Consider the following 21,379-nt stretch of genomic DNA (forward strand, 5'->3'; position numbering starts at 1 on the left):
CTCCTCGAGGGAATCGGATTGTTCAGGCCGGGAAATCGGTGACGATGACGACTTTGCCGACCACAGTGCTCGACTCGGCGAGTTCCATGGCTCGGGCGGCCTCGGTCAGCGGGATGCGGGCCGCGACTTGGGCGCGCAGCGTGCCCTGTGCGGCGAGGTCGAACACCGCGCCGAGATCCTCGGTGATGCGTTCGCGGAAGCGGGGGAGGTCGCGCTTGCCCGCCCACAGGTTGTAGAAATGCGCGTTTCGCTTGTTGGGCAAGGCTTTCCACAGCAATAGCTGCCCGAAGAGCTTCAGCACGGGCAGCCGGGAGTTGCCTGCGTCGTCCTTGGTCGCCGCGGTGCCATAGGAGACCAGGGTGCCGTGCGGTGCGAGCAGTCCGAAGGAATCGTGGATGCCGGGACCGCCGATGTGATCGAACACGGCATCCACGCCGGTCGGCGCGAGCGCTCGAACCTGTTGTGGCACGTCACCGCGATAGTCGATCCAGGTCGCGCCGAGTGCTTCGACGGCTGCGGCATTGCGGGCCGAAGCGGTGCCGAGGACTCGAATTCCATTGGCGTGGGCCAATTGCACGAGTGTCGAGCCGACGCCGCCGTTCGCACCGTGGACCAGAATGGTCTGGCCGGGCTTCGCTTTCGCGGTGCGATAGAGCATTTGCCACGCCGTAATGCCGTTCACCACAAAGGTTTCCGCTTCGGCCGCGTCGAGAGCCGCGGGGACCCGGACCAGATCGCGGGCGTCGAGCAAGGCGTGGCTGGTCCAGCCGCCGACTTTGGTCAAAGCGGCGACGCGTCTGCCGACCAGCCTCGGATCGACCTCGGATCCGGCCGCGGTCACGGTCCCCACCAAGTCGTATCCGGGCACGAATGGGAAGGGCGGCTGGTCGTAGTACTTGCCGCGTCGCATCTGCTGCTCGGCGAACGAGACGCCGCTCGCCTCGACCCGGACGAGTGCCTCGTGCGGGCCGGGTGCGGGGAGTTCGCGCTCGGTGATCAGCAGGCCGTTCGGTTCGACGCGGCCGGGCAAGACGATCTCGGTGGCGGTGGTAGACATGGCGTGCTCCTAGTGTGTGACTGGTCAATCACTCGATGGGTCGAATAAAGGCCCCCGTGCGGGGGCCGCTGGTTGCGGTCAGTGGGCCTTCGGGTGGCGGATGCCGTCCGTGAGGATGGTCGCCCAGGGGCTGTCGTCGCCGTCCAAGCCGAGGGTGGTGATGAGGTGGCAGAGTTGCCCGAAGGCGATGAAGCGCTGAACCTGCTCGTCTGCCGCGCCCGATCGTTGTTTGGCGAAGCCGGTGACTCGGCCCAGCCCGGCGCGCAGGGCCGCGCCGATCTCCGGGATGTCCGCGACGGACTGGGCGTGCACCTGCAGCATCAGCAGGCTCTTGTCGCTGATGAGTTCCGCGTAGGCGCCGCCCATTTCGTGCAGGATCTGCTCCGGGGCCGTTTCGCCGGCCCGAGCCGCCCCCGATGACAGGGCGCGCTCGATCAAGTCGAAGCAGCGTTCCAGCGCGGCGACGAAGAGGGCGACTTTGCCGGGGAACAATTTGAAGACATAAGCGGGCGAGATCTGAGCCGTCGCCGCCACCGTGCTGATGGGGGTGCCGTGATAGCCGGTGCGGGCGAACTCGGTGATCGCGGCGTCCACGACGGTATCGCGCCGGACGTCGGATCGGGAGAGGGTGGCTCCGCTCTTGCTCATGTGAGTGACTGTACACTCACTCTTTGTCGGCGACAAGCCGTGGCTTGATGGCCGACGGGCGCTCAGGTGTTTTCGTCGAGGAAGACGGTGATCGCGGTGATTCGGCGACTACCGGTCGCGAAGTCGACGAACGCGACGCCGCGTGCCTCGTCCAGCCGCACCGACGCCGACACGGTGCGCCCGGCGGCGATCAGCTTGTCCCAGCGCATGTTCCGGGTGCGGTTGGTGAACTCCTCCACCGATACCGTGCTGCCCGCGGGCAGCTGGAGGATGGCGCTGTCGTCCAGCAAGGTGCGCACCCGGCCGATATCGGTCGCGGCCGCGGCCGTGAAGAGTTGTGCCACTGCGTCTTTCCCGGACCGGCCGACGCTGCGGATCGCCCGCATCAGGCCGACCATGCCGCCGACGCCTTGATTCAGGATCAGTTGCGGACCGAGCTTCGCCGACGCGGTCAGTCCGCGTACGCCGGTGCGCAGCATCAGCTGGGTGACCATGGCCGCGAATTCCCAATGTGCCGCCAGCCGAACGATTTTCCAGAGACCGTCGATCTCGGCGAGGTCGTAACGCAGGTGCATCGGCACCCGCACCGTCGCGCCCGTGGACATGGTGGTCTCGATGTAGAGATCGCGTACCACCGACTGCCCGTGGACGAGGTCGAGTTCGATGTCGAAGGCGATGCCGTTCGGGGCGATGAACGTGTCGTAGAAGCGCTCGATGGCGGCGCGGCCGAGGTGCGGGCGTGCTCCGACCGGGTCGTTGACTTCGGCATCCGCGGCGAACAGCGCTACCCAGGCGGATTTGTCGTGTGCGGCAACGGCTCGCGGTGAGGCCTGCACCGCCGCGAGCAGCGCTTCTGCGGTCGGGTTCAGTGCCATGGGAGGTTCCTCCGCGGTTGTGGGCCAAGGCTGCGTCCCATGGTAGAACATGTTCTAATTCAGCGGCGAGCTGTCTCACTCTGCAAGGATTTCGATGGACTGGTACACCGGGAACACCACCTATGACACCGTGCTCACGGTCGCCTTCGCCTTCGCGGCCTTCGTGCTGATAGGCGGCATGTTCGCGCAGAGCCCGTACGGCCGGTTCGCCTCCACCAAGGTGGGTTTCAACCTGAATCCGAAGCTCGGCTGGTGGCTGATGGAGATTCCCGCGACCGTGGTGTTCGCGGTGTTCTATCTGAGCGGGCCGAATCGGTTCGAGCCGGTGCCGCTGGTGCTGGCCGGGATCTGGTTGCTGCACTACGGGAATCGTGGCTGGTTCTTCCCGCTGTCGATCCGGCAGGTGCCCGGAAAGCGCAGCAGCTTCAATGTTTCGGTGCTGGCGGCGGGCATGTTCGTCACGGCGCTGCACGGCTACCTCAACGGGTCGTTCTTCAGCCACGACTACCTGAACCAGTACGGAACGCAGTGGTTGACCGATCCCCGATTCCTCGCCGGTCTGCTGGTCTACCTGAGCGGTTTCGCGCTGCTGGTGCGCTCGGAGTGGATTGTGCGCAACCTGCGGGACAAGAAGAACCCCGGGACGACCGAATACAAAATCCCCTTCGGCGGCGGCTTCCGCTTCGTCACCAGTCCGGCCTATCTCGGCGAGCTCCTGGCCTGGGCCGGCTTCGCCTTGCTCACCTGGAGCTGGGCGGGGGTGGTGATCTTCCTGATCACGGCCGGAAATCTGGTGCCGCGCGCGTTCGCCACGCACAAGTGGTACCGGGAGCGGTTCGCCGACTACCCGGCAGAGCGGAAAGCGTTGATCCCCTACATCATCTGACCCCAGACCGCCCGCGAGCCGGATTCGCCGACGCGGTAGACCTGCACAGTCGCGGCGACGCTCGCGCCGATCGTCAGCACCGCGATGACCCAAATGAGTAGGTGCGCAAGGGGTTTCCCACGCTGCTCGCGTAGGAAGACCACCAGCAGCGCGGCCGCGGCCAGCAGCAGCGGCACCGCGAAGTAGTTCATGGTGCCGCCGAGATCGGTGTGCTTCTGCAGCGCCTCGGACGGGCCGAACCGTGTCGCGAAGTTCGCACCGGCGATGATGGTGACCGGCGTCAGCGCGGCCGTGATCGCGGCCAGCGCCACGGCCGGCCAGATCAGGCGCCGCCGCGCGGCGGGCCACACCGCGCACAGCACCAGCGACAGGGCTGTGAGCGGCACGAACACTACGATGACGTGCACGAGTAGCACATGCGCGGGCAAACCGTCGATCGTCGACATGAGGCGCTCCCAGTTCGGTTCGGCCTCAGTATCGCCGATGCGACCACCGCCGCGCGGTATACCGCGACGGCAATTCGCGTCGTGCGCTGTCAGTTCATGGCCGGGTCGGGTAACGCTCCCTCGGCGGCGCGCAGGCGCTCGCTGACTCTGGTGAGCAGGTCGATGGATTCTTCGGAGAGGCCGACCGTGGTGCGCACGAGGCGGCGCAGACCGGGGCTGGACAACTGCCGGACGAGGACGAGGTCATGATCGCGGTCGTGGCCGCGATGGTCGAGATCCACAGGGGTGCTCACAATCTGATTACTCAGGTGAAGATGACGCTCAGGTAATAGGCGTGTGGAGGCGGCAATTACTTCGCTAGGGGGATCCGGTCACGGGCATGACATAGCCACAGCGACACAGACTGCTTCTCGCGGCCGTGGCGGCCGCGAGACGGAGCCGGGCGATGCCGGATCACGGCTCCTTGGTTTCGGATTGGTCCGGTTGCCCGGTCTTTTCCAGCGCGGGCGCCGATTCGGCGATCCGATGGGCCCGTTTCGACCCCCAGCCGACCGCGGACTCGGCTCGGTTGCGCTCGATCATGTGCGGGTAGTGCAGCTCGAACGCGGGGCGTTCGGACCGGATGCGCGGCAGTTCGTAGAAGTTGTGCCGCGGCGGCGGGCAGGTGGTGGCCCACTCCAGCGAGTTGCCGTAGCCCCAGGGATCATCCACGGCCGCGACTTCGCCATAGCGGTAACTCCTGAAGACGTTCCAGATGAACGGCAGCATCGAGGCGCCGAGGATGAACGCGCCGATCGTGGAGATCATGTTCAGCGTGGTGAAACCGTCACCGGGGAGATAGTCGGCATAGCGGCGTGGCATGCCTTCGTTGCCGAGCCAGTGCTGCACCAGGAAAGTGGTGTGGAACCCGAGGAAGGTGGTCCAGAAATGGAACTTGGCGAGACGCTCGTCGAGCATGCGCCCGGTCATCTTCGGGAACCAGAAGTAGATGCCCGCGAAGGTGGCGAACACGATGGTGCCGAAGAGCACGTAGTGGAAGTGCGCGACCACGAAATAGCTGTCGGTGACGTGGAAGTCCAGCGGCGGCGAGGCCAGGATGACGCCGGACAGACCACCGAACAGGAACGTCACCAGGAAGCCCAGTGCGAACAGCATGGGTGACTCGAAGGTGAGCTGCCCGCGCCACATGGTGCAGATCCAGTTGAAGAACTTCACTCCGGTGGGGACCGCGATCAGGAACGTCATGATCGAAAAGAACGGCAGCAGAACGGCACCCGTGGCATACATGTGATGCGCCCACACCGCCACCGAGAGACCGCCGATCGCCAGCGTGGCGTAAACCAGTGTGCTGTAACCGAATAGGGGCTTGCGGCTGAAGACCGGAAAGATCTCGGTGACGATGCCGAAGAACGGCAGCGCCACGATGTAGACCTCCGGATGCCCGAAGAACCAGAACAGGTGCTGCCACAGCAGGACGCCGCCGGTCGCCGGGTCGTAGATGTGCGCGCCCAGATGCCGGTCGGCGAACAACCCCATCAGCGCGGCGGTGAGAATCGGAAACGCCAGCAGCACAAGCACACTGGTCACCAGGATGTTCCAGGTGAAGATGGGCAACCGGAACATCGTCATGCCCGGTGCGCGCAGGCAGACCACCGTGGTGATCATGTTGACGCCGCCGAGGATGGTGCCGACACCGGACAGCGCCAGCCCCATGATCCAGAGATCCCCGCCGACGCCCGGCGAATGCTGGAAGTCACTGAGCGGGGTGTACCCGGTCCAGCCGAAGTCGGCGGCGCCGCCGGGCGTGATGAAACCCGCGGTGGCCATGGTCGCGCCGAACAGGTACAGCCAGTAGCTGAACGCGTTCAGGCGCGGGAAGGCGACATCGGGCGCCCCGATCTGCAACGGCAGCACCGCGTTCGCGAATCCGAAGAGGATCGGGGTCGCATAGAACAGCAGCATGATCGTGCCGTGCATGGTGAACAGCTGGTTGTACTGCTCGGTGGACAGGAAATGTAAACCGGGACGGGCTAATTCGGCGCGCATCAGCAGCGCCATCAGGCCGCCGATGAAGAAGAACGACATCGCGCTCGTCAGGTACATGACACCGAGCACCTTGGGATCGGTGGTGGTGATCATCTTCCACAGGTACGAGCCCTTCGGCCCGAGCCGGCGGGGGTAGGGCCGTACTGCCTGGACCTCGGTGACTGCCATGGCTACGCCTCGCTCCGCTCGGCTCCGCCCCGGCAGTAGCCGGTCGTGATTTCGGTTTGTTCGCTGCGCTCACTCACAGTGGTCGCCACCTTCCATCACCGCCGACCAGCCTGTGACGGGGATTATGCGCCTGTTCGATCACCGACATGCGGAGTTTGGGCCGAACACATGGGATTACCGGGCGACTCGCGGCCACGGTGTGACTCACCTCTCCGACCACGGAGGGATGGGTGGCACCGGCGGGACTCGTAGCGCTGCATCAGCATCCCGGGTAACTGGAGTCGCAGCGTGCCGAACCCGCCCGCCGGCCGGTTAGCAGGTTGGCACCCGGAACCGCGCGATCAGCGCCTCGCCCATTTCCAGGGCGCGGCGTGCGGCGAGCCGATCCCCTTCGGCCGCGGCGACGATCGATCCCTTCATCAGGATGTGCCAGGAGCGGGCGAAATCATCCGGATCGTGTAAGCCCGCCTCCTCGGCGCGGCTGCGCACCATGTCCCGGATGGTGGCGAGATGACCGATGCTGGCGATTCCGGTGGGATGATCCGCGCCCATTTCCAGCAAGACGTTGACGAAGGTGCAGGTATCGAAACCTTCGGTGGTGAACCATTCGTCGAACACATCGAAAATGGCCAACAAGCGCTGCTCGGGAGTGGCGCCGCGTAGGTGCGATTGTTTCTCGATGAAACCGAAAGTCCACAGTTTCTCGCGCCGTTCCAGCACGGCGAGAACCAAGTCGTCTTTGGTGCGAAAATGCCGGTACAGCGTCGCTTTCGCGATGGCCGCTCGCGAGATCACCTCGTCGATGCCCACATCACGGATACCGCGCCGGGTGAACAGTTCGTAGGCGGCGGACAGGATCCGTTCGCGGGCACCGACGACGGGGTCTTCGCGCGCAGCCATGAATCCAGCCTAAACCGCGACGGAACGCCGCGGTTCAGGCCGTCCGATCAATGCCGCCGCGCTTCGGCGCGCTCCCGGGCCGCCTCGGCCCGTTCGCGTGCGGCTTCAGCTAGGTAGGCGCTGCGTTCGCGAGCGGTGTGGGCAAGTTCCGGTCCGCGTTCGCGGGCGGTGTCGGCCAGCTCCGTACCCTTATGCTGCGCGGCTTCGGCGAATTCCGAGCCCCGCTGGCGGGCGATCTCGGCCAGTTCCGCCGCGCGCTCCCGAGCGATCTCGGCGAATTCGGCGCCTCGCTTCTTGGCGATCTCGGCCCATTCCGAGCCGTGCTCCTTGGCGTATTCGGCCCACTCGGAACCGTGTTCTTTTGCCGTAGAAGCGATCTCGGGCCCACGGTGCTTGGCGACCTCGGCGAGTTCGGTGCCGCGATGCTGCGCGGTCTCGGCGAGCACGGCGCCCTTCGCGGCGGCGATCTCACCGAACTTCTGCGCCCGGACGGCCGCTTCGTGCGCCCGTTCCCGCAGCACCTCGGCGGTCTGCGAGTCCGAGGACCCGGTGAAGGGCAACGCCGCGGCCGCGGCCGACGCCGCCTTGCGGCCGCGCCAGCCCAGCGAAGGTTTGCCCTCGGTGTCGGCGGCGGCGATCATCAGCCCGCCGAGCAGGCCGAGATCCTTGAGGAAGGCGGTCCGCTTGGCGTTTTTGCGGTCCGGATCCTCCTCGTCCCAGAAGTTCTGTTCGGTGATCGTGGCCGGCACGACCGTCGCGGCGAGCACGAGCGACGCCAGTCGCGGCGTCTTGCCCAGCGCCAGTAGCACGCCGGCGGAGACCTGGGCGAACGCGTTGACGCGCACCACAGTGCCCGGGTCGGCGGGAAGTTTCGCCGCGTATTTGTCCGGCAGCGTGCGTTCACCGCGCTGGACCAGCGTGGCGGCCGTCTTCGCCCGTGGCTCGGGATGGATCAGGGTGTCGACCCCGTCGACAATGAACGTGGTCGCAAGCAGTGGTCGGGCAAGTCGGCGTAGCAACATAGCGGGCAACCCTTTCCTCGGTGGCTTAGTGGTCGGGTTCCCGCGCATTCTCCCGCCAAACACCAAGATCAACTGTCGGCGACACGGGTTCTACCTGCGCGAATTCCGAGGGTCCCGGTAGGCCGGCGAGAAATTCGACGATGGTGCTGGTCACCGCGGCGGCATCCTCCATCATCGGCAGGTGCCCGCAGTCCGCCAGGACCACGCTGGTGTGCGGCCGCAGCGTGGAGGCGTCGAGCGCGGCGCCGGCGGCGGCGGACAAGATGCGGTTCTGCGCGCCCCAGATAGTGCAGATCGGCGGGAAGCCCGGGCCGGGACGGAAGGTATCGAGCGCCCGGAAGGCCGGGAAGTCCTGGACCAGCCGATCCAATGCGATCAGTCGCCCGGGGTCGCCCCAGGGGCCTTTCAAGGTCGGGGAATTCTGCAGCCGCCGGGCCCGCCCGGACGAGCCCAGCTGGTTGGCGACGATCAACTCGGCTGCCCGGTCGGGCAGCGCGAGTCGCCGAGCCAGCGGCGCGAGGGGCAGTCTGGCCGACAGCCAGGCCAGTGGCGCCTGCCGACCCCGGTACACGGTGTTCCAGGTGAGGGGATTGATCAGCACCAGCCCCCGCACCCGGGCCGCGGGCCGGGTGATGGTGTAGCTCAGCGCGATCGCGCTGCCCAGGCAGTTCCCGACGAGGACCACATCGGTGCAGTGCCGCGCGTCCAGGAACGCGTCGAGCATGCGCACATAGTCGACCAGCCGATAGCCGGTCGCCGGACGCTGGGATTCGCCGTAACCGGGTAGGTCGAGTGCGAAAACCTCGTGATCACGCCGCAATTCGGCGATCTGATCAGCCCAGATCCGCCGGGACGCACCCGCGTTGTGCAACAGCACGATCGGTGGTCCCTCGCCCATGCGGTCGTAGACCACGCTGCGTCCGTGGTGCGCGAAAGTGGCCACATCGCCTCCTTGCGATCGGGAGGCCGGTGCGCCCGCCCTGCGATCCACGGTAATCCGAGTCCGCCGTCGCCCGCCTCGATATGGTTCGGCCGGTCACGGCGCGGCCGAAAACGTCAGACGCCTACGCGCAGAAAGCGGCCGGTGCGCTGTTTCCCGAGGAGCTCGTTGGGTGCGCCGTTTCCGAACACGTGCTCGCCGTTGATCAGTACGGCGGTGACGGTGTCGTCATTGCGATTGACCATGCGGGACAGATTGCCGAACTCCGGGATGGGGGATTCGGCGTAGGCCTCCACGGCGTCGTCCAGGCGGGCGGGGTCGAGAACGACGACGTCGGCGCGATCGCCCGGCCGCAGGTGTCCGGCGTCCAAGCCGTACCAGTCGGCGAGTTCACCGGTGATCCGGTGCACGGCGCGTTCCATCGACAGGAACGGCGTGCCGGCCTGCTCGGCGAGGTGGACGCGGCGCAGCAGGCGCAAGCCGAAGTTGTAGAAGGCCATATTCCGCAGATGCGCACCGGCGTCGGAGAACCCCAGTTGCACACCGGGATCGGCGGCGAACCGGGCCAGGACCTCGGGTCGATGGTTGGAGATCGTGGTGTGCCAGCGCACTTTGTCGCCGTGCTCCACCACCAGGTCGAGGAAGGCGTCCACCGGATGCAGACCGCCCCGGTCCACACCCACTTCGCCGAAGGTCTTTCCGATGACGGCCGGGTCCGGGCACTCGACGATCTCGGCGTCGAAGAAGTCGCGGTGCCAGACCCGCGGACCGTACTTCTTGTCGTAGTCCTTGCGGAAGCGGCGGCGGTAGGCCTCGTCGCGCAGCAACTCGCGGCGCTCGTCGAGCTGGTTGGACAGGTGCAGAGCCGCTGCGCCGGAACCGAATTCCTCGAACACCGGCAGGTCGATGCCGTCGGAGTAGACCTCGAACGGCACCGGCAGATGCTGCCAGCGGAAGTCGCCGCCGAGCCGGTTGATCACCTGGGCGAGAAGCGGAAAGATATGCGCCACAGCCGGTATGGCCTTGATGTCGGCCGCGGAGAGCAGGCTGACTTTCAACGGCTTGCGGAACAGGCCGAGGCTCGAGGCCGCCATCGCGATCAGGCTCTGCGGCTTGGCCACGTCCGGGCCGCCCTGCAAGGCGCGGCCCCGGTCGCGCAGGATCGCGTTGAGCCGCCGCCGCTCCCGGGTGGTCGCGAAGGTCGACGGGAGCGTGCGGGAACGGCACAGCTCGCCGTCGACTTTGTCGAACATCAGTTGCTGCGAGGACATTCCGAGGAAGCCGGCGTCCAGTGCCTCGGTGAGTTTGGCCGACATCGTCGCCAATTCGGCCGCGGTCGGGCGGACATCGGAGCGGGTGGCGCGGTCCAGCCCCATCTCCGCGGCTCGGATATCGGAATGCCCGATGAACGCGGCGAGGTTGGGGCCGAGCGGCAGCGCCTCCAGCGCTTCGACGTATTCCGCTGCGCTGGACCAGGTCTTGGCTCGGGTCACGGCCTCGATGACGTGCCGGCGGGGAATCGCCTCCACCCGCCCGAACAGGTCCCCGGCGTCGGTGGCGTCGACGTGCACGGTCGACAGCGAGCACGACCCCAGGAATACGGTGGTGACGCCGTGGCGTACCGACTCGGTCAGCGCGGGCCCGGTCAGCACCTCGACGTCGTAGTGGGTGTGGATGTCGATGATGCCGGGCAGCACCCATTTGCCGGTCGCGTCGATGACGTGCGGGCACCCGGTCTCAGCGAGTGGTTCGGGCGTGACGGTGGCGACGCGGCCGTCCCGGATGCCCAGATGACGGATGGCGGCGGGCGCACCGGTTCCGTCGAACCAGCGGCCGCCCTTGATGATGGTGTCGTACATGGGTTCTCACAGTTCGAGACCGCTCCGCATGACTTTGCCGGTGGCATTGCGGGGCAAGGGGGTGGTGGTGATCCGCCAGCGGGCGGGCACCTTGTAGTACGCGAGTCGCTCCGCGGCGAACTCGGTCAGTTCCTGTTCGGTGGTGGCGTCCGGTGCGCCGACCACGACCAGGGCCGCGACTTGCTGACCGAGGTCGTCGTCGGGCACCCCGAGGACGGCGCTCTCGCGGACCGCCGGGTGCTCGTCGAGCGCCTGTTCGACCTCGGTCGGATAGACGTTCTCCCCGCCGCGCAAGATGAGATCCGAACGGCGGCCGGACAGGCGCAGCCGACCCTGTTCCAGGATGCCGATATCGCCGGTGCGCAGCCAGCGGTCGGGCGTGATGACCGCGGCCGTGGCTTTGTCGTCGTTCCAGTAACCGAGCATCACATACTGGCTGCGAACGCAGATCTCGCCCTCGACTCCCTCGCCCACCGGTTCGCCCGCGGCATCCCGGATCTCCAGATTCACGCCGATCACGGGGCGGCCGACGGTATCCGGGAACGCGGCCAGCTCCTGCGGAGCGGCAATGGTCGCGGCGGTGGAACATTCGGTCATGCCGTAGCTGGTGACCAGTGCCGTGCGCGCCACCGGAAGCTGCTCGCGCAGCTTGTGCTGCAACGCCGCCGAGGACGGCGCGGAATTGAGCGAGAACGCGGCCAGCGAGGACAGGTCGTAGTTCGAGAGGTCGGCCTCGAGCAGCCGAGTCGCCATGGTGGGCATGGCGCCCCAGTTGGTGATGCGCTCGCGTTCGATCAGGCGCAACACCCGGTCGGCGTCGAAACCGCCCTGATAGATGACACAGGTGTCACCGGTGACCATGCGCGGGAGCACCAGGTTGTGCAGGCTGGCGATGTGGAAAAGCGGTGAGGTGACCAGGAATCGGCGGCCCTTGGGGGAGCCGTCGTCCGCACCGCCGCCGAACGCCGCCGCCATCGCGTCGTTGAAGCGGTGATAGTCGATGACAGACAACAGGTTTCGCTGTGAATGCACCGCACCCTTGGGACGGCCGCTGGTGCCGCTGGTGTAGAGGATGACGGCCGGGTCGTCCTCGCCGACCGCCACCTCCGGCGGCACACTCGCGCGGCCGGAGAACTCCTGGATCAGTGCCGGAAGCTGCTCCGACATGGTCAGCACCGGGACGCCGGTGTCCAGACCGGCCAGCCGCTCGGCCCGCTTGGTGTCGACGATCAAGACCTTCGGCGTGGTGTGCTCGAGGCCGTAGCCGATCTCCCGCGGCGTCCACCAGGCGTTGTAGCCGACGGCGATGGCGCCGAGCAGCTGGGTGGCCCAGAAGGAGACGACCCACTCGATGCTGTTCGCCGCCAAGAGCCCGACCCGGTCGCCCTGGCGGACGCCGTAGCGTTCCTGCAGCGCCCAAGCCAGGGCGACCGCCTCGGACTTGTGTTCGGCGTAGGTGATCCGGCGATCTTCGGTCACCAGGTACTCGCGGTCGCCCAGTGCCGCGGAGGCCAGCAAGACATCGGTCAGTGATTTTCCGCGATGCTTCAGCACTGGAATCTTCGCGCCCAGCACGTCTTCGACGGTGATTTCGAACGGTCCGCCCGGGCCGGTCAAGCGTCCGGCGATCTGGGCCGCCATCGCTTGCGCGTCAACAGGTTTGGTCATGAGGCTTTCCTCGTGTCTAAGGGATCAGTACCGCGCGGCCCTGGATGAGGCCTTGGTCGAGCCGGTCGAGCGCCGTGCGCCCGTCGGCGAGATCGAAGCGTTCGACCTCGACCCGGATGCGGCCCGACCGCGCGAGCGCTACGGAATTGAGCAGATCGGATTTGGTGCCGCCGTAAGACTTTCGCACCGACGCACCCCAGGGCCAGCCCGGTCCACCGGCGGGGCCGGCGGTGATTTCCGGTGCGCCGCCACCCAGTCCGACCATCCGGTAAGCGCCGTTCGGGGCCACCGACGCCACCGCCAGATTCGCGGTCTGGTCGGTGCCGACGAAGTCGAACACCGCCTCGGCGCCGCGCCCGCCGGTACGGTCCAGAATGGCTTGCGCCGTGCCGGATTCGCACAGCAGGCCCTCGGCGGCGCCGCAGCGTGCCGCGAGTTCCAGCTTCGCCGCGGCGATATCGACCGCGATCACCCGGGCCGCGGTGGTAGCGGTAAGGATCTGTACCGCGACGTGTCCCAGCCCGCCGACGCCGATGACCACAGCCGTCGATCCCGGTTGCAGCTGGGGCCGGGCGCCCTCGATCGCGTGGTAGCTCGACAGCGCGGCGTCGGCCAGCGGTGCGGCCTGCGCGAACTCGAGATCGCCGATCGGCACGAAAGAGCTTGCGGGGATGCGGATGTACTCGGCCATGCCGCCGTCGGGGCCGAGTCCGGGGCACGGTGGCATGGCGACCCGACCGGCGGCGAGGCACACATTCTCATTGCCGCTCACGCATTCCCGGCAGGTGCCGCAGGACCAGCAGAGGTAGACCAGTCCGCGTTCACCGACGGTCCGGCCGTCGACCGCCCCGCCGACCGCTTCGATGGTGCCCGCGATCTCGTGTCCGAGGGTGAGCGGGTCCGGGCGGAGCTGGAACGGCAGTTGCAGGACATACAGGTCGGAGTGGCAGATACCGGCCGCCCCCACCCGCAGCAGCAGATCGGCCGGACCGATCTCGGGAACCGGAACCTCGCGCAGTTCCAGCGCGCCCGGACCGGTCAGTTGCAGTGCTTTCACGCCCGTACCGCCGCGTAGGCCGCCCGCAGGTAGGCGTTCGCCCGTGCTGAGCCGAGGATGCCGGGCTCCATCTTGTTCATGGTGTAGGCGAACGTCATTCGATGTTCCAGGTCGTTCACGACGATGGAGCCGCCGTAACCCGACCACCAGCAGACGCGGCCCTCGGGGACTTCCGGCGCGGTGTGCGGCTGCGGCAGCCCGTATCCGATGCCGAAACGCAGCGGCACCATCAGCGCCTGATCCACCCCGTCGGACTGCTGCTCGAAGATCAAATCAATGGTCTTGCCGGACAAGAACTTCCGGCCGTCGAGCGTGCCACCGTTGGCGATCAGCGACTGCACCCGGGCGACCGACCGCGCGTTGCCGTGCCCGTTGACGGCGCCGATTTCGGCCTGCTGCCACTGCGGAGTCGGCGTCATCGCCGCCACATCGAGCAGTGGGCTGGTGAGCGTCTTGACCAGGATGCTCTCCTGATCCAGCAGCGACATGTCGAATTCCAGTGCGGGCGGCGGGATCAGCGGGGCGATCCGGGCTCGGTGCTCGGGTCCGGTGCCGATGTGGAAGTCCGCGCCGAGCGGACCGGCCAGCTCCTCGGCGAAGAACCTGCCCAGGGTGCGGCCGGTGATCCGGCGCACCACCTCGCCGACGAGATGCCCATAGTTCAGACAGTGATAGGCCGACGCGGTACCGGGCGTCCACCACGGCGGCTGGGCAGCCAGGCGCGCGGCGGCGGCTTCGGTGTCGTAGATGTCCTCGATCGTGATCGGCGGCTGCCATCCGGACACTCCGGAGGTGTGCCCGAGGATGTGCCGAATCTCGATGTCCGCCTTACCGTTCGCCGCGAACTCGGGCCAGTAGTGCGCTACCTTCCGGCGCACGTCCAGCGCGCCGCGATCGACGAGCAGCAGTGCGGACAACGCGGTCATCGTCTTGGTGATGGAGAAGACGTTGACGATGGTGTCGGCCGCCCAGGGCCGGGTGCGTTCCGGATCCAGATGCCCGCCCCAGATATCGACGACCGGTTCGCCGTCGACGACCACGGCGATCGACGCGCCCAGTTCCGCGCCGGAGGCCAGCTGGTTCTCCAATTCCTGACGCAGACCGGAGAATCGGTCGGTGCAGGAGCCCGAAGTTGTTGCGGTGGTTGATGTCATGGTCTACTCCGCCTGCTCGAGTACGCGGGCGGGAACCGGCAGCGCGTTTCCCGCGGCGGCGGCACGCTTGGCGCCCCTGGCCATTTCCTTGAACATGTCGCGGACGTACGGTTCGAACTCGATCTGGATCGTGTGCCGCGGCGAGTCGTAGTAGCGCTCGCGCTTGTTCTGTTCGGCCGCGGCGATGTCGGCGCGCATGTCCGCCTCCGGCGGCGGTAGATACTTCCCGGTCAGATAGGCCGCGACCAGCTTGCTCTGCTGTTCGGCGAAGTTCACCAAGGTCGGCAGCGGTTGGGCCAGGCCGAGATAGAACAGGTTATCCACGCCCGGTTTCATCATTTGCTTGAACAGCGGCAGTCGATTGTCTTTGTCCGGCACCAGCTCCGGGTCGGAGAAGAACGGGAAGCTGATGTGATATCCGGTGGCGCAGACGATCACGTCGACTTCCGCCGTGCTGTCGTCGGCGAAGCGCACGCGCGGGCCCTCCAGCGCGGTGATGGCGGGCTTGAAGGTGATGTCGCCGCATCCGGCGCGGTGCAGGAACTCCTCACTCGCCGAGGGATGCGCCTCGAACGGCTTGTGGTCCGGTTTGGGCAGACCGTAGAACTCCATCTCGCCGCGGAACTTCCGGACGAACCGCTGCTTGAGCTTCAGCGCCAGTTTGCGGGGCAGCCACGGAGGCACGCTCTGCTTGTCCCCGACCGTGCCGTGCACGTATTTCGGCAGCACCCACACCCCGCGCCGGGCCGACACGATGAGCTGCTCGGCGAGAAAGCGCTGGGACAACTCCGAGGCGATGTCCAGGCCGGAGTTGCCCATGCCCACCACCACGACCCTCTTGCCGCGCATGTCGACCGGATCGAACGGGTCGTTGTAGGCGTGGCTGTGCATCAGCACACCGTCGAATTCGCCCGGATAATCGGGGATTCGCGGATCCCAATGGTGGCCGTTGCAGACGATCAAAGCGTCGTAGCCGCGGGTCTGCCCGTCGCTGGTGGTGATCAACCAGGCGCCGTCGGACTGTCGTTCGGCGGCGGTCACCGCGGTATTGAAAATGATCTTGTCGCGCACACCGAAGTGGTCGACGTAATTCTTGAAGTATTCGAACAGCTGCGAATGGTGCGGGAAATCCGGCCAATCATCCGGCGCGGGAAAGTCTTCGAACGCCAAGCGGAACTTGGACGTATCGATGTGCAAACTCTGGTAGCAGGCCGACATGCCGTTCGGATTCTTGAAATACCAATTTCCCCCGACCTCGTCGGAGGCTTCGAAGCAGTCGAACGGAATGCCGAACTCCTGCAAGCGTTTCGCGGCGGTGATTCCGGATGGTCCCGCGCCGATGACACAGACCTTGGGGAGATTTCGTGGAGTCAATGCAGTGATCCTCATCTGGCAAGCTGCCGTCGCCGAGAGCCGACGGGCTCCGGAGTGACGTAGGCAACAAGTTAACACTCGCTAGACGCGCTGTCTAGTGAATGACATGATGTCCAGTGTGACTAAGCCGAGCTTGCGGGACGAACAGAAACTGCAGACCAGGGCCAAGCTGATCGACGGCGCGAAAGCCCTGTTCAGCAGCCAGGGTTACGCGGCGGTCCGGGTCGACGACATCGCCGCCGCGGTCGGCTGTAGCCGTGCCACCTTCTATCTGCACTTCACCGGCAAACTCGACGTCCTGCGGGCGGTGGCCGAACAGAGCACCGCGCCGAGCGCCCTGCACTTCTACGAGGATTTGGACCGGGTGCTCGACACCGGGTCCCGCGCGGAGTTCGTCGGCTGGATGACCCGCGCGATCGAATGGTTCCAGGAGTACAAGGATCTGCTGCCGGCCTGGGACGAGGCCACCGCACTGGAACCGGAGTTCCGGGAGATCGCCAAGCAGGGCATCCTCGCCCTGCCCAACGCCATGACCTCATATCTGGCGCGCTGGCCCGACGATCGCCAGGACGAGGCCCGGCTGCGCGTGGAACTGCTTGTGGCCCAATTGGAACGATTCTTCACCCGCTGGGCCATGCAGGGCACCATCGACGTCACCGCGGCCCAGGCGGCCGAGGTACTCAGCGATATCTGGTTTCCGGCATTACAGGCGCCCGATTAGCCGGAAAGTGGCAGGACCTCCGGCGCGCCGCCGTCCGGGGTCTTGGTGAGGGTGGTGAAGACTCCGTCCGCGGGCATTGTCAGCTCGACGGTGACCGGGAACGATTGCCGTGGGGCCGAGGCGCAGTCCGGATGGCACACACTGCGTGACTCCATGCCCCGGCCGGACGCTCCGCTGTCGGTCCAGCTGTCCCATCGGATCCGGTCGATGATCATGTTCCGGTCGGCGCAGGTGAGGATGATCGCGGCGGGCCGGATCTCTGGCTGACGTTGACAATTCAAGACCGCGACGGCGATGACCGGCGCGGGGGCGGGCGTCGCCGGGGCCGGACTGTGCTCGGTCGCGACATCGTGCGCACCCGCCGGATCGGCCGCCGCGACCGCGTCCGACTGGTCCCGCCCGCAGGCGGACAGGGCCGCGGTCGAGACGACCGCGGCGATGACCAGGGGTATGACGGCGGCGATCCTGCGCATGGAACTCCTCCTGCTGGTACGCGTCCGGGCGATTACCAGAATGTAGCTGAGAGTTTGCTGAACCTGGGGATGTGCGTGTCGGCAACTCTTCGGCTTGGTGCGCACGGCGTGGATTCGGTGACGCGGTGCAAATCTGTCGGTGCCGTGCGGCATCATCTGTGCACGCAGCCCTGCACGACGAACCGTAGTCAGTTACGAAACCGCTCGGAGTTCACCATGCCGCCCAAGACCAAGCCCAAGCCATTGTCGGACACGGAGATTCAGCAGATCGCCCAGGACATCGAGGGCGGTCGTCCGCCGATGGTCTGGTTCACCGCTGCCGCGGTCGGTGTGCCCGAGGGCCGGTCCGGCAAAGTGGTATCGCTCGGCGACCCGGCCGACGGAGATTTCCTGCAGGTCCGTCCGACCGGTTCGAAAGATGTACTGTCCTTCTCTCCCACCGAGGTGACGTTGACCAAGCCGCCGCGGAACCCGGAGAAGGCGGTCAGCTCGAAAACTGCTCAGCCGAAGTCGACAACCAGGAAGGAATCCACTGTGACCCAGCCGTCGACCATGACGAGCGTTGCGAATCAGCCCGCCCCCGCCCCGGTGGCAGACAGTATGAAACCGATTGGCGCGCAATCGGAATCCGTCGAATCGGCCCCCGAGGCCAAGGCTGCCGCGAAGCCGGCCGCCAAGCCGGTCAAGTCCACCGCGGTGCGCAAGGCGAAGGCGCCCGAGGTCACCGTGACGTTGAACGGCACCGCCGACGGCGAATGGACCGTCGAGGTGATCAACGGCAAGAAGCGCACGGTGCGCGGGCTGCCGGTGCAGAGCTCCGCCGTGGCCCAGGCCGCCAAGATCTTGCATCCCGAAGTCGCCGAGGTCGTTTCGGGCATTCTCGACGCCGCCCGGCAGGTGCAGGAGCAGAAAGTCGCCGCTTTGCAGGCCGAGCTCGAACAGGCCCGTCGGCTACTGGACGAACTCGCGGACTGATTCTTAGACCGCGGTACTCGTAGTCCGGGGGGCCGGCCGCCAACTCCGGCGCCCGGCCTCGGCGGGCGCCGGTGCCGCGACGCCCCGGCGGGCGACGGGCTGCGCCTTCCATGCGGCCGCCGGTGCGGCGGTGTGGCGCATCTCGTCGTGCCGAGCCATATCGTCGTGAAAGGTGTAGCCGAGCGCGTATTCCTTCGCGTGGTACATCGCCGAATCCGCCTCCCGGATCAGGTCGTAGATGCTCGCGTCGGAGGTGCGCGGACCGGTACAGGCGATACCGACACTGGTGGTGATCGGTACCTCGCCGGCGCTCAGCTCGAAGGGGCGCACGAATGCGCCCAGTAGTCGTTCGGCCAGCATCGCGGCCTCCTGCCGCCCCAGCGGCGCCAGGATCACGAACTCGTCGCCGCCGTACCGGGCGACCACATCGTCGCGGCGCACGACGCGCCGAATCCGGGAGGCGGCGTTGGCGATCAGCTCATCGCCGACCGCGTGGCCGTAGCTGTCGTTCACGCCCTTGAAGCCGTCCAGGTCGATGAACAGCAGGCACAGCGGTTGCCCGGCCCAGTGCTCGCTGTTGCGATTGAGCGCGCGCAGCAGGGCCGCGCGGTTCAGCAGCCCGGTGAGCATGTCGTGGTCGGCCTGGTATTGGGCGCGGCGCTCGCTGCGCTGGCTGCGCTGGATCGCCCGTTCGCTGCGCACCAGCACCCCGATGAGCAAGAGCGCGAACAGCGACGACACCACCACCCGGTCCACCGTGCCCAGACTGGAACCCACCACCGGCACCAGCGACGCCACTATCAGCGCGACCGCGATGAAACTGGCGCGCTGCCGGGAGTGATGGGGATGGATGCGGCGCGGGCCGCCGAGGCTCGTCATCGTCGGGTGCAACGCCGCGAATCCGACGGTCGCGTAGCCCACCAGCAGCGGCGTGACCAGTATCTCGTGTCCGAACGTCGCGGTGCCGACGGTGTCGAGGCTGTAGCCGAGATCGCCGACGAGTACCGAGAACAGCGCGAGATGAAGCAGGCGCAGCGATGTTTCCGACCGGGTCGACGTCGCCACCGAATGCGCCACCAAGGTGAGCAGCAGTGCGTCCAGCACCGGGTAGGTGGCCGCGGCGATGGTGTTCAGGGTGGCCGCGTTCACCTGCAGGATCGGCGAGATCAGGAAAGTCCAGGAGGCGAGGAGTGCGCCCAGCCCGATCAGCGTGGAATCGAGCAACAGGTCGTAGTTTCCGCGCACCTGGCGGGGCCGCAGCCACAGCGTCGCGGCCACTCCGATCCCCAGATAGCCCGCGAGCGTGAACATGTCATCGATCGGGCTGACCGATTCCGCGGGGAACTCGCGCAAGGCGGTGCCGATGGCCGACAGCACCGCCGATACCGAGATCAAATACCAGGGCAGCGGTTGCGCGGGCCGGTGCCGGCGCAGGCCGACCGCGATCATGAACTGCGCGCCGCCGACGACGACCAGCATGGACAACAGTGCCAGTGCTGGGAAATCGACGACCAGCGGCAGCGCGATCAGCGCCGACATACCTACCAGAAGCAGCATGCACCAAGGCGTTCCGAAGGGGAACGGCTCGCTCGTCGACTGCTCTTCGCTGATTGTCATCAGCCCCCCTTGGTCGCTCCATCCTCGGTGAACAGCGCGGCGTAGTAGGTCTGTGAATCCTCCACCGCGACTTCGACGTTCGCCTGCTGATCGAGCACCACCCGAACTCGGTCGATGATCGATCGATGAGTGTTGTTATACGAGCAGATGTCCCAACCGACCGCTGCGCGCTCGGCCACCAAAACTTGGACAGCTGATTTGATCATGGCATGAAAGGCGTCCCCTTGTCGCGCACTTGGGGATACGAGAGTGAACCCCGCATAGTAGATCGCGTTGCGCGCGGCATGTTCGGGAAAGCGCGCTCGGAAGTAATCCGGGCTGATCCAGGGCACTGTTTCCAGATGTCTGGTTAGTGTGGTGAGCCCGATCGGTTCGCCGGTTGTGGTGCGTGCCACATGTTTTTGTATGCGGGGGTCGACCATTTCCGCCTGGAATTCCTCAGGATGCAGAACCTGTCGGGCGATCGCCCGAGTGCGCATCGGTCCGAAGGCGTCCTCGTACAGTTTGTGAAACTGCTCGATCTGCTCCGCGGGAATCTCGGTTTCGATGGTGACGTGCAGCTCCGGTCCGGTCATCTCAGCTCCACGGTGTCGTGTGATACGCGGCGAGCACCAACGCGCAGGCCGGATCGCCGGCGCATTTCGTCTCGGTGATCGAAAGTTGCACGGGCCCAAAGCTTTCCGGACGATTTGCGGTCATATCGCGTAGGCTGGCTCGGATCAACTGCTCGACCTCCTCGGATGTCTCCGCTTCATGTTCCACGAAAAGCCCTGCGCCGGAGCCGTCATCACGCAGGACCCAGCCGATGCCGGCGGCCGCGGACACCCCGGCCTCGGTCGCATGCTGCACGGCGTAGACGCAGTAGAGCCGATCACCCCAGCCGATGGGTTTGCGCACGCGGTCGCCGCGTTCGAGGACGGCGCGCGGCGGGATGACGGAGGAAAGCCGAATCAAGTTGGCATCACCCACTCCCAGCTCACGCAGTGCCGCGTCGAAGGCGGACATGATTGTCGGCCCGACCCCGGTCGCTGCGCCGATCTCGATCGTCAGTGGTGCCCCGTCAGCGGTGGGTACGCCGGTATGCGCGGCGCGAATCCGGCCGAGGGGCGGGCGTAGTCGTCGATCGAACCACTGCAGCCCGAGTAAGCCGCTGCGTGGGGTTGTGTGAATCATAGTGCCCTCCCACTGAAACATCCGACCCATTTTGCCGGTCGATTTTGCGTCAAATTGACTGTGCGCTACGAACCGCGATCCCGCACGGGGACGCGGCGAAACCCGTGCTCACCCGGCGTGTCGCCGAAGCGGGATCCGATGTCCTTGCCGCCGTGCGGTTTTCGTGTGAGGTGGGTCACGTCATAGGACGGTTGTTCGAGCGACCGGCGAGCGACCCGCGTGGACTAAGCAACTGACCAGGTTTATCGTCGAATGTGGTCTTGCGGCGCGGCGCGGTCGCGCACAGTAGATGGCAGCCGACAATGTCCGGCGGGTACCAC

21 protein-coding genes are annotated in these 21,379 nt (G+C 66.5%); 3 read left to right on the plus strand and 18 right to left on the minus strand.

Annotated elements, in window-relative coordinates; translation table 11 throughout:
• Positions 1-22: 22 nt before the first annotated feature.
• The 3 genes from BJ987_RS12165 to BJ987_RS12175 form a co-directional block, all read right to left on the minus strand.
• Positions 23-1,057 carry a medium chain dehydrogenase/reductase family protein gene (locus BJ987_RS12165; RefSeq protein WP_209888313.1) on the minus strand — a complete coding sequence of 345 codons (1,035 nt, stop codon included), beginning with the start codon at positions 1,055-1,057 and terminating at the stop codon, positions 23-25.
• Between the two features lie 78 nt (positions 1,058-1,135).
• Positions 1,136-1,705 (minus strand): TetR/AcrR family transcriptional regulator, encoded by a 570-nt coding sequence (locus tag BJ987_RS12170; protein ID WP_209888316.1) that lies wholly within the window; start codon positions 1,703-1,705, stop codon positions 1,136-1,138.
• Positions 1,706-1,767: 62 nt separating this feature from the next.
• A complete protein-coding gene (locus BJ987_RS12175; RefSeq protein WP_209888320.1) occupies positions 1,768-2,580 on the minus strand; it encodes a nuclear transport factor 2 family protein in 813 nt (270 codons plus the stop codon).
• A gap of 94 nt (positions 2,581-2,674) precedes the next feature.
• Here BJ987_RS12175 and BJ987_RS12180 point away from each other — a divergent pair, with 94 nt between their 5' ends.
• The gene (locus BJ987_RS12180) at positions 2,675-3,466 is read left to right on the plus strand and encodes a phosphatidylethanolamine N-methyltransferase family domain-containing protein (protein ID WP_209888323.1); all 792 of its coding nucleotides are present in this window, start codon (positions 2,675-2,677) and stop codon (positions 3,464-3,466) included.
• Here the strand turns inward: BJ987_RS12180 and BJ987_RS12185 are convergent.
• The 11 genes from BJ987_RS12185 to BJ987_RS12235 form a co-directional block, all read right to left on the minus strand.
• On the minus strand, positions 3,454-3,912 hold the full coding sequence (locus tag BJ987_RS12185; protein WP_209888326.1) for a DUF2231 domain-containing protein: 459 nt from the start codon (positions 3,910-3,912) through the stop codon (positions 3,454-3,456). The two genes, BJ987_RS12180 and BJ987_RS12185, sit on opposite strands and share 13 nt — an antisense overlap.
• 89 nt (positions 3,913-4,001) lie before the next feature.
• On the minus strand, positions 4,002-4,205 hold the full coding sequence (locus BJ987_RS12190; RefSeq protein ID WP_209888329.1) for a hypothetical protein: 204 nt from the start codon (positions 4,203-4,205) through the stop codon (positions 4,002-4,004).
• A 160-nt stretch (positions 4,206-4,365) separates the two neighbouring features.
• The gene (gene ctaD, locus BJ987_RS12195) at positions 4,366-6,126 is read right to left on the minus strand and encodes an aa3-type cytochrome oxidase subunit I (RefSeq protein ID WP_209888332.1); all 1,761 of its coding nucleotides are present in this window, start codon (positions 6,124-6,126) and stop codon (positions 4,366-4,368) included.
• 312 nt (positions 6,127-6,438) lie between these two features.
• The gene (locus BJ987_RS12200) at positions 6,439-7,026 is read right to left on the minus strand and encodes a TetR/AcrR family transcriptional regulator (RefSeq protein WP_209888334.1); all 588 of its coding nucleotides are present in this window, start codon (positions 7,024-7,026) and stop codon (positions 6,439-6,441) included.
• A gap of 47 nt (positions 7,027-7,073) precedes the next feature.
• Positions 7,074-8,048 carry a DoxX family protein gene (locus BJ987_RS12205; RefSeq protein ID WP_209888339.1) on the minus strand — a complete coding sequence of 325 codons (975 nt, stop codon included), beginning with the start codon at positions 8,046-8,048 and terminating at the stop codon, positions 7,074-7,076.
• A 25-nt stretch (positions 8,049-8,073) separates the two neighbouring features.
• A complete protein-coding gene (locus tag BJ987_RS12210) occupies positions 8,074-8,991 on the minus strand; it encodes an alpha/beta fold hydrolase (RefSeq protein ID WP_209888342.1) in 918 nt (305 codons plus the stop codon).
• A gap of 113 nt (positions 8,992-9,104) precedes the next feature.
• Positions 9,105-10,847, minus strand: coding sequence for an N-acyl-D-amino-acid deacylase family protein (locus BJ987_RS12215; protein ID WP_209888345.1), 1,743 nt, complete (start codon positions 10,845-10,847; stop codon positions 9,105-9,107).
• Positions 10,848-10,853: 6 nt separating this feature from the next.
• On the minus strand, positions 10,854-12,515 hold the full coding sequence (gene casG, locus BJ987_RS12220) for a steroid-24-oyl-CoA synthetase (protein WP_209888349.1): 1,662 nt from the start codon (positions 12,513-12,515) through the stop codon (positions 10,854-10,856).
• A gap of 16 nt (positions 12,516-12,531) precedes the next feature.
• Positions 12,532-13,572 (minus strand): NAD(P)-dependent alcohol dehydrogenase, encoded by a 1,041-nt coding sequence (locus tag BJ987_RS12225; protein WP_209888351.1) that lies wholly within the window; start codon positions 13,570-13,572, stop codon positions 12,532-12,534.
• Positions 13,569-14,726: a serine hydrolase domain-containing protein gene (locus BJ987_RS12230; protein WP_209888353.1), complete on the minus strand. Its 1,158-nt coding sequence runs from the start codon at positions 14,724-14,726 to the stop codon at positions 13,569-13,571. The genes BJ987_RS12225 and BJ987_RS12230 overlap by 4 nt, the downstream gene beginning before the upstream one ends.
• 3 nt (positions 14,727-14,729) lie before the next feature.
• Complete coding sequence (locus tag BJ987_RS12235; RefSeq protein ID WP_245365917.1) at positions 14,730-16,100, minus strand: flavin-containing monooxygenase; 1,371 nt, start codon at positions 16,098-16,100, stop codon at positions 14,730-14,732.
• A gap of 109 nt (positions 16,101-16,209) precedes the next feature.
• Between BJ987_RS12235 and BJ987_RS12240 the strand changes: the two genes are divergently transcribed.
• Positions 16,210-16,821, plus strand: coding sequence for a TetR/AcrR family transcriptional regulator (locus tag BJ987_RS12240; RefSeq protein ID WP_209888357.1), 612 nt, complete (start codon positions 16,210-16,212; stop codon positions 16,819-16,821).
• Here the strand turns inward: BJ987_RS12240 and BJ987_RS12245 are convergent.
• Positions 16,818-17,294 (minus strand): hypothetical protein, encoded by a 477-nt coding sequence (locus BJ987_RS12245; protein WP_209888359.1) that lies wholly within the window; start codon positions 17,292-17,294, stop codon positions 16,818-16,820. The genes BJ987_RS12240 and BJ987_RS12245 overlap by 4 nt on opposite strands.
• A 216-nt stretch (positions 17,295-17,510) precedes the next feature.
• Here BJ987_RS12245 and BJ987_RS12250 point away from each other — a divergent pair, with 216 nt between their 5' ends.
• A complete protein-coding gene (locus BJ987_RS12250; RefSeq protein WP_209888362.1) occupies positions 17,511-18,269 on the plus strand; it encodes a DUF6319 family protein in 759 nt (252 codons plus the stop codon).
• Between the two features lie 3 nt (positions 18,270-18,272).
• Here BJ987_RS12250 and BJ987_RS12255 read toward each other — a convergent pair whose 3' ends face one another.
• From BJ987_RS12255 to BJ987_RS12265, 3 genes are read right to left on the minus strand one after another with little or no spacing between them, the layout of a single operon-like run.
• Complete coding sequence (locus tag BJ987_RS12255) at positions 18,273-19,886, minus strand: GGDEF domain-containing protein (RefSeq protein WP_245365918.1); 1,614 nt, start codon at positions 19,884-19,886, stop codon at positions 18,273-18,275.
• Positions 19,886-20,461: a hypothetical protein gene (locus BJ987_RS12260; protein ID WP_209888366.1), complete on the minus strand. Its 576-nt coding sequence runs from the start codon at positions 20,459-20,461 to the stop codon at positions 19,886-19,888. Before BJ987_RS12260 ends, BJ987_RS12255 begins: the two co-directional genes overlap by 1 nt.
• 1 nt (position 20,462) lies before the next feature.
• On the minus strand, positions 20,463-21,059 hold the full coding sequence (locus tag BJ987_RS12265; RefSeq protein WP_245365919.1) for a pyruvoyl-dependent arginine decarboxylase: 597 nt from the start codon (positions 21,057-21,059) through the stop codon (positions 20,463-20,465).
• Positions 21,060-21,379: the final 320 nt, after the last annotated feature.

It is taken from the genome of Nocardia goodfellowii (assembly GCF_017875645.1).
Taxonomy (GTDB): Bacteria; Actinomycetota; Actinomycetes; order Mycobacteriales; family Mycobacteriaceae; genus Nocardia; species Nocardia goodfellowii.

What these genes read in the sequence shown, in the direction of transcription:
- BJ987_RS12265 (WP_245365919.1), bottom strand. Translation starts at nt 21,059, where the DNA reads ATGATTCACACAACCCCACGCAGCGGCTTACTCGGGCTGCAGTGGTTC.
- BJ987_RS12255 (WP_245365918.1), bottom strand. Translation starts at nt 19,886, where the DNA reads ATGACAATCAGCGAAGAGCAGTCGACGAGCGAGCCGTTCCCCTTCGGA.
- BJ987_RS12260 (WP_209888366.1), bottom strand. Translation starts at nt 20,461, where the DNA reads ATGACCGGACCGGAGCTGCACGTCACCATCGAAACCGAGATTCCCGCG.
- ctaD (WP_209888332.1), bottom strand. Translation starts at nt 6,126, where the DNA reads ATGGCAGTCACCGAGGTCCAGGCAGTACGGCCCTACCCCCGCCGGCTC.
- BJ987_RS12230 (WP_209888353.1), bottom strand. Translation starts at nt 14,726, where the DNA reads ATGACATCAACCACCGCAACAACTTCGGGCTCCTGCACCGACCGATTC.
- BJ987_RS12180 (WP_209888323.1), top strand. Translation starts at nt 2,675, where the DNA reads ATGGACTGGTACACCGGGAACACCACCTATGACACCGTGCTCACGGTC.
- BJ987_RS12165 (WP_209888313.1), bottom strand. Translation starts at nt 1,057, where the DNA reads ATGTCTACCACCGCCACCGAGATCGTCTTGCCCGGCCGCGTCGAACCG.
- BJ987_RS12240 (WP_209888357.1), top strand. Translation starts at nt 16,210, where the DNA reads ATGTCCAGTGTGACTAAGCCGAGCTTGCGGGACGAACAGAAACTGCAG.
- casG (WP_209888349.1), bottom strand. Translation starts at nt 12,515, where the DNA reads ATGACCAAACCTGTTGACGCGCAAGCGATGGCGGCCCAGATCGCCGGA.
- BJ987_RS12245 (WP_209888359.1), bottom strand. Translation starts at nt 17,294, where the DNA reads ATGCGCAGGATCGCCGCCGTCATACCCCTGGTCATCGCCGCGGTCGTC.
- BJ987_RS12185 (WP_209888326.1), bottom strand. Translation starts at nt 3,912, where the DNA reads ATGTCGACGATCGACGGTTTGCCCGCGCATGTGCTACTCGTGCACGTC.
- BJ987_RS12205 (WP_209888339.1), bottom strand. Translation starts at nt 8,048, where the DNA reads ATGTTGCTACGCCGACTTGCCCGACCACTGCTTGCGACCACGTTCATT.
- BJ987_RS12170 (WP_209888316.1), bottom strand. Translation starts at nt 1,705, where the DNA reads ATGAGCAAGAGCGGAGCCACCCTCTCCCGATCCGACGTCCGGCGCGAT.
- BJ987_RS12250 (WP_209888362.1), top strand. Translation starts at nt 17,511, where the DNA reads ATGCCGCCCAAGACCAAGCCCAAGCCATTGTCGGACACGGAGATTCAG.
- BJ987_RS12175 (WP_209888320.1), bottom strand. Translation starts at nt 2,580, where the DNA reads ATGGCACTGAACCCGACCGCAGAAGCGCTGCTCGCGGCGGTGCAGGCC.
- BJ987_RS12200 (WP_209888334.1), bottom strand. Translation starts at nt 7,026, where the DNA reads ATGGCTGCGCGCGAAGACCCCGTCGTCGGTGCCCGCGAACGGATCCTG.
- BJ987_RS12215 (WP_209888345.1), bottom strand. Translation starts at nt 10,847, where the DNA reads ATGTACGACACCATCATCAAGGGCGGCCGCTGGTTCGACGGAACCGGT.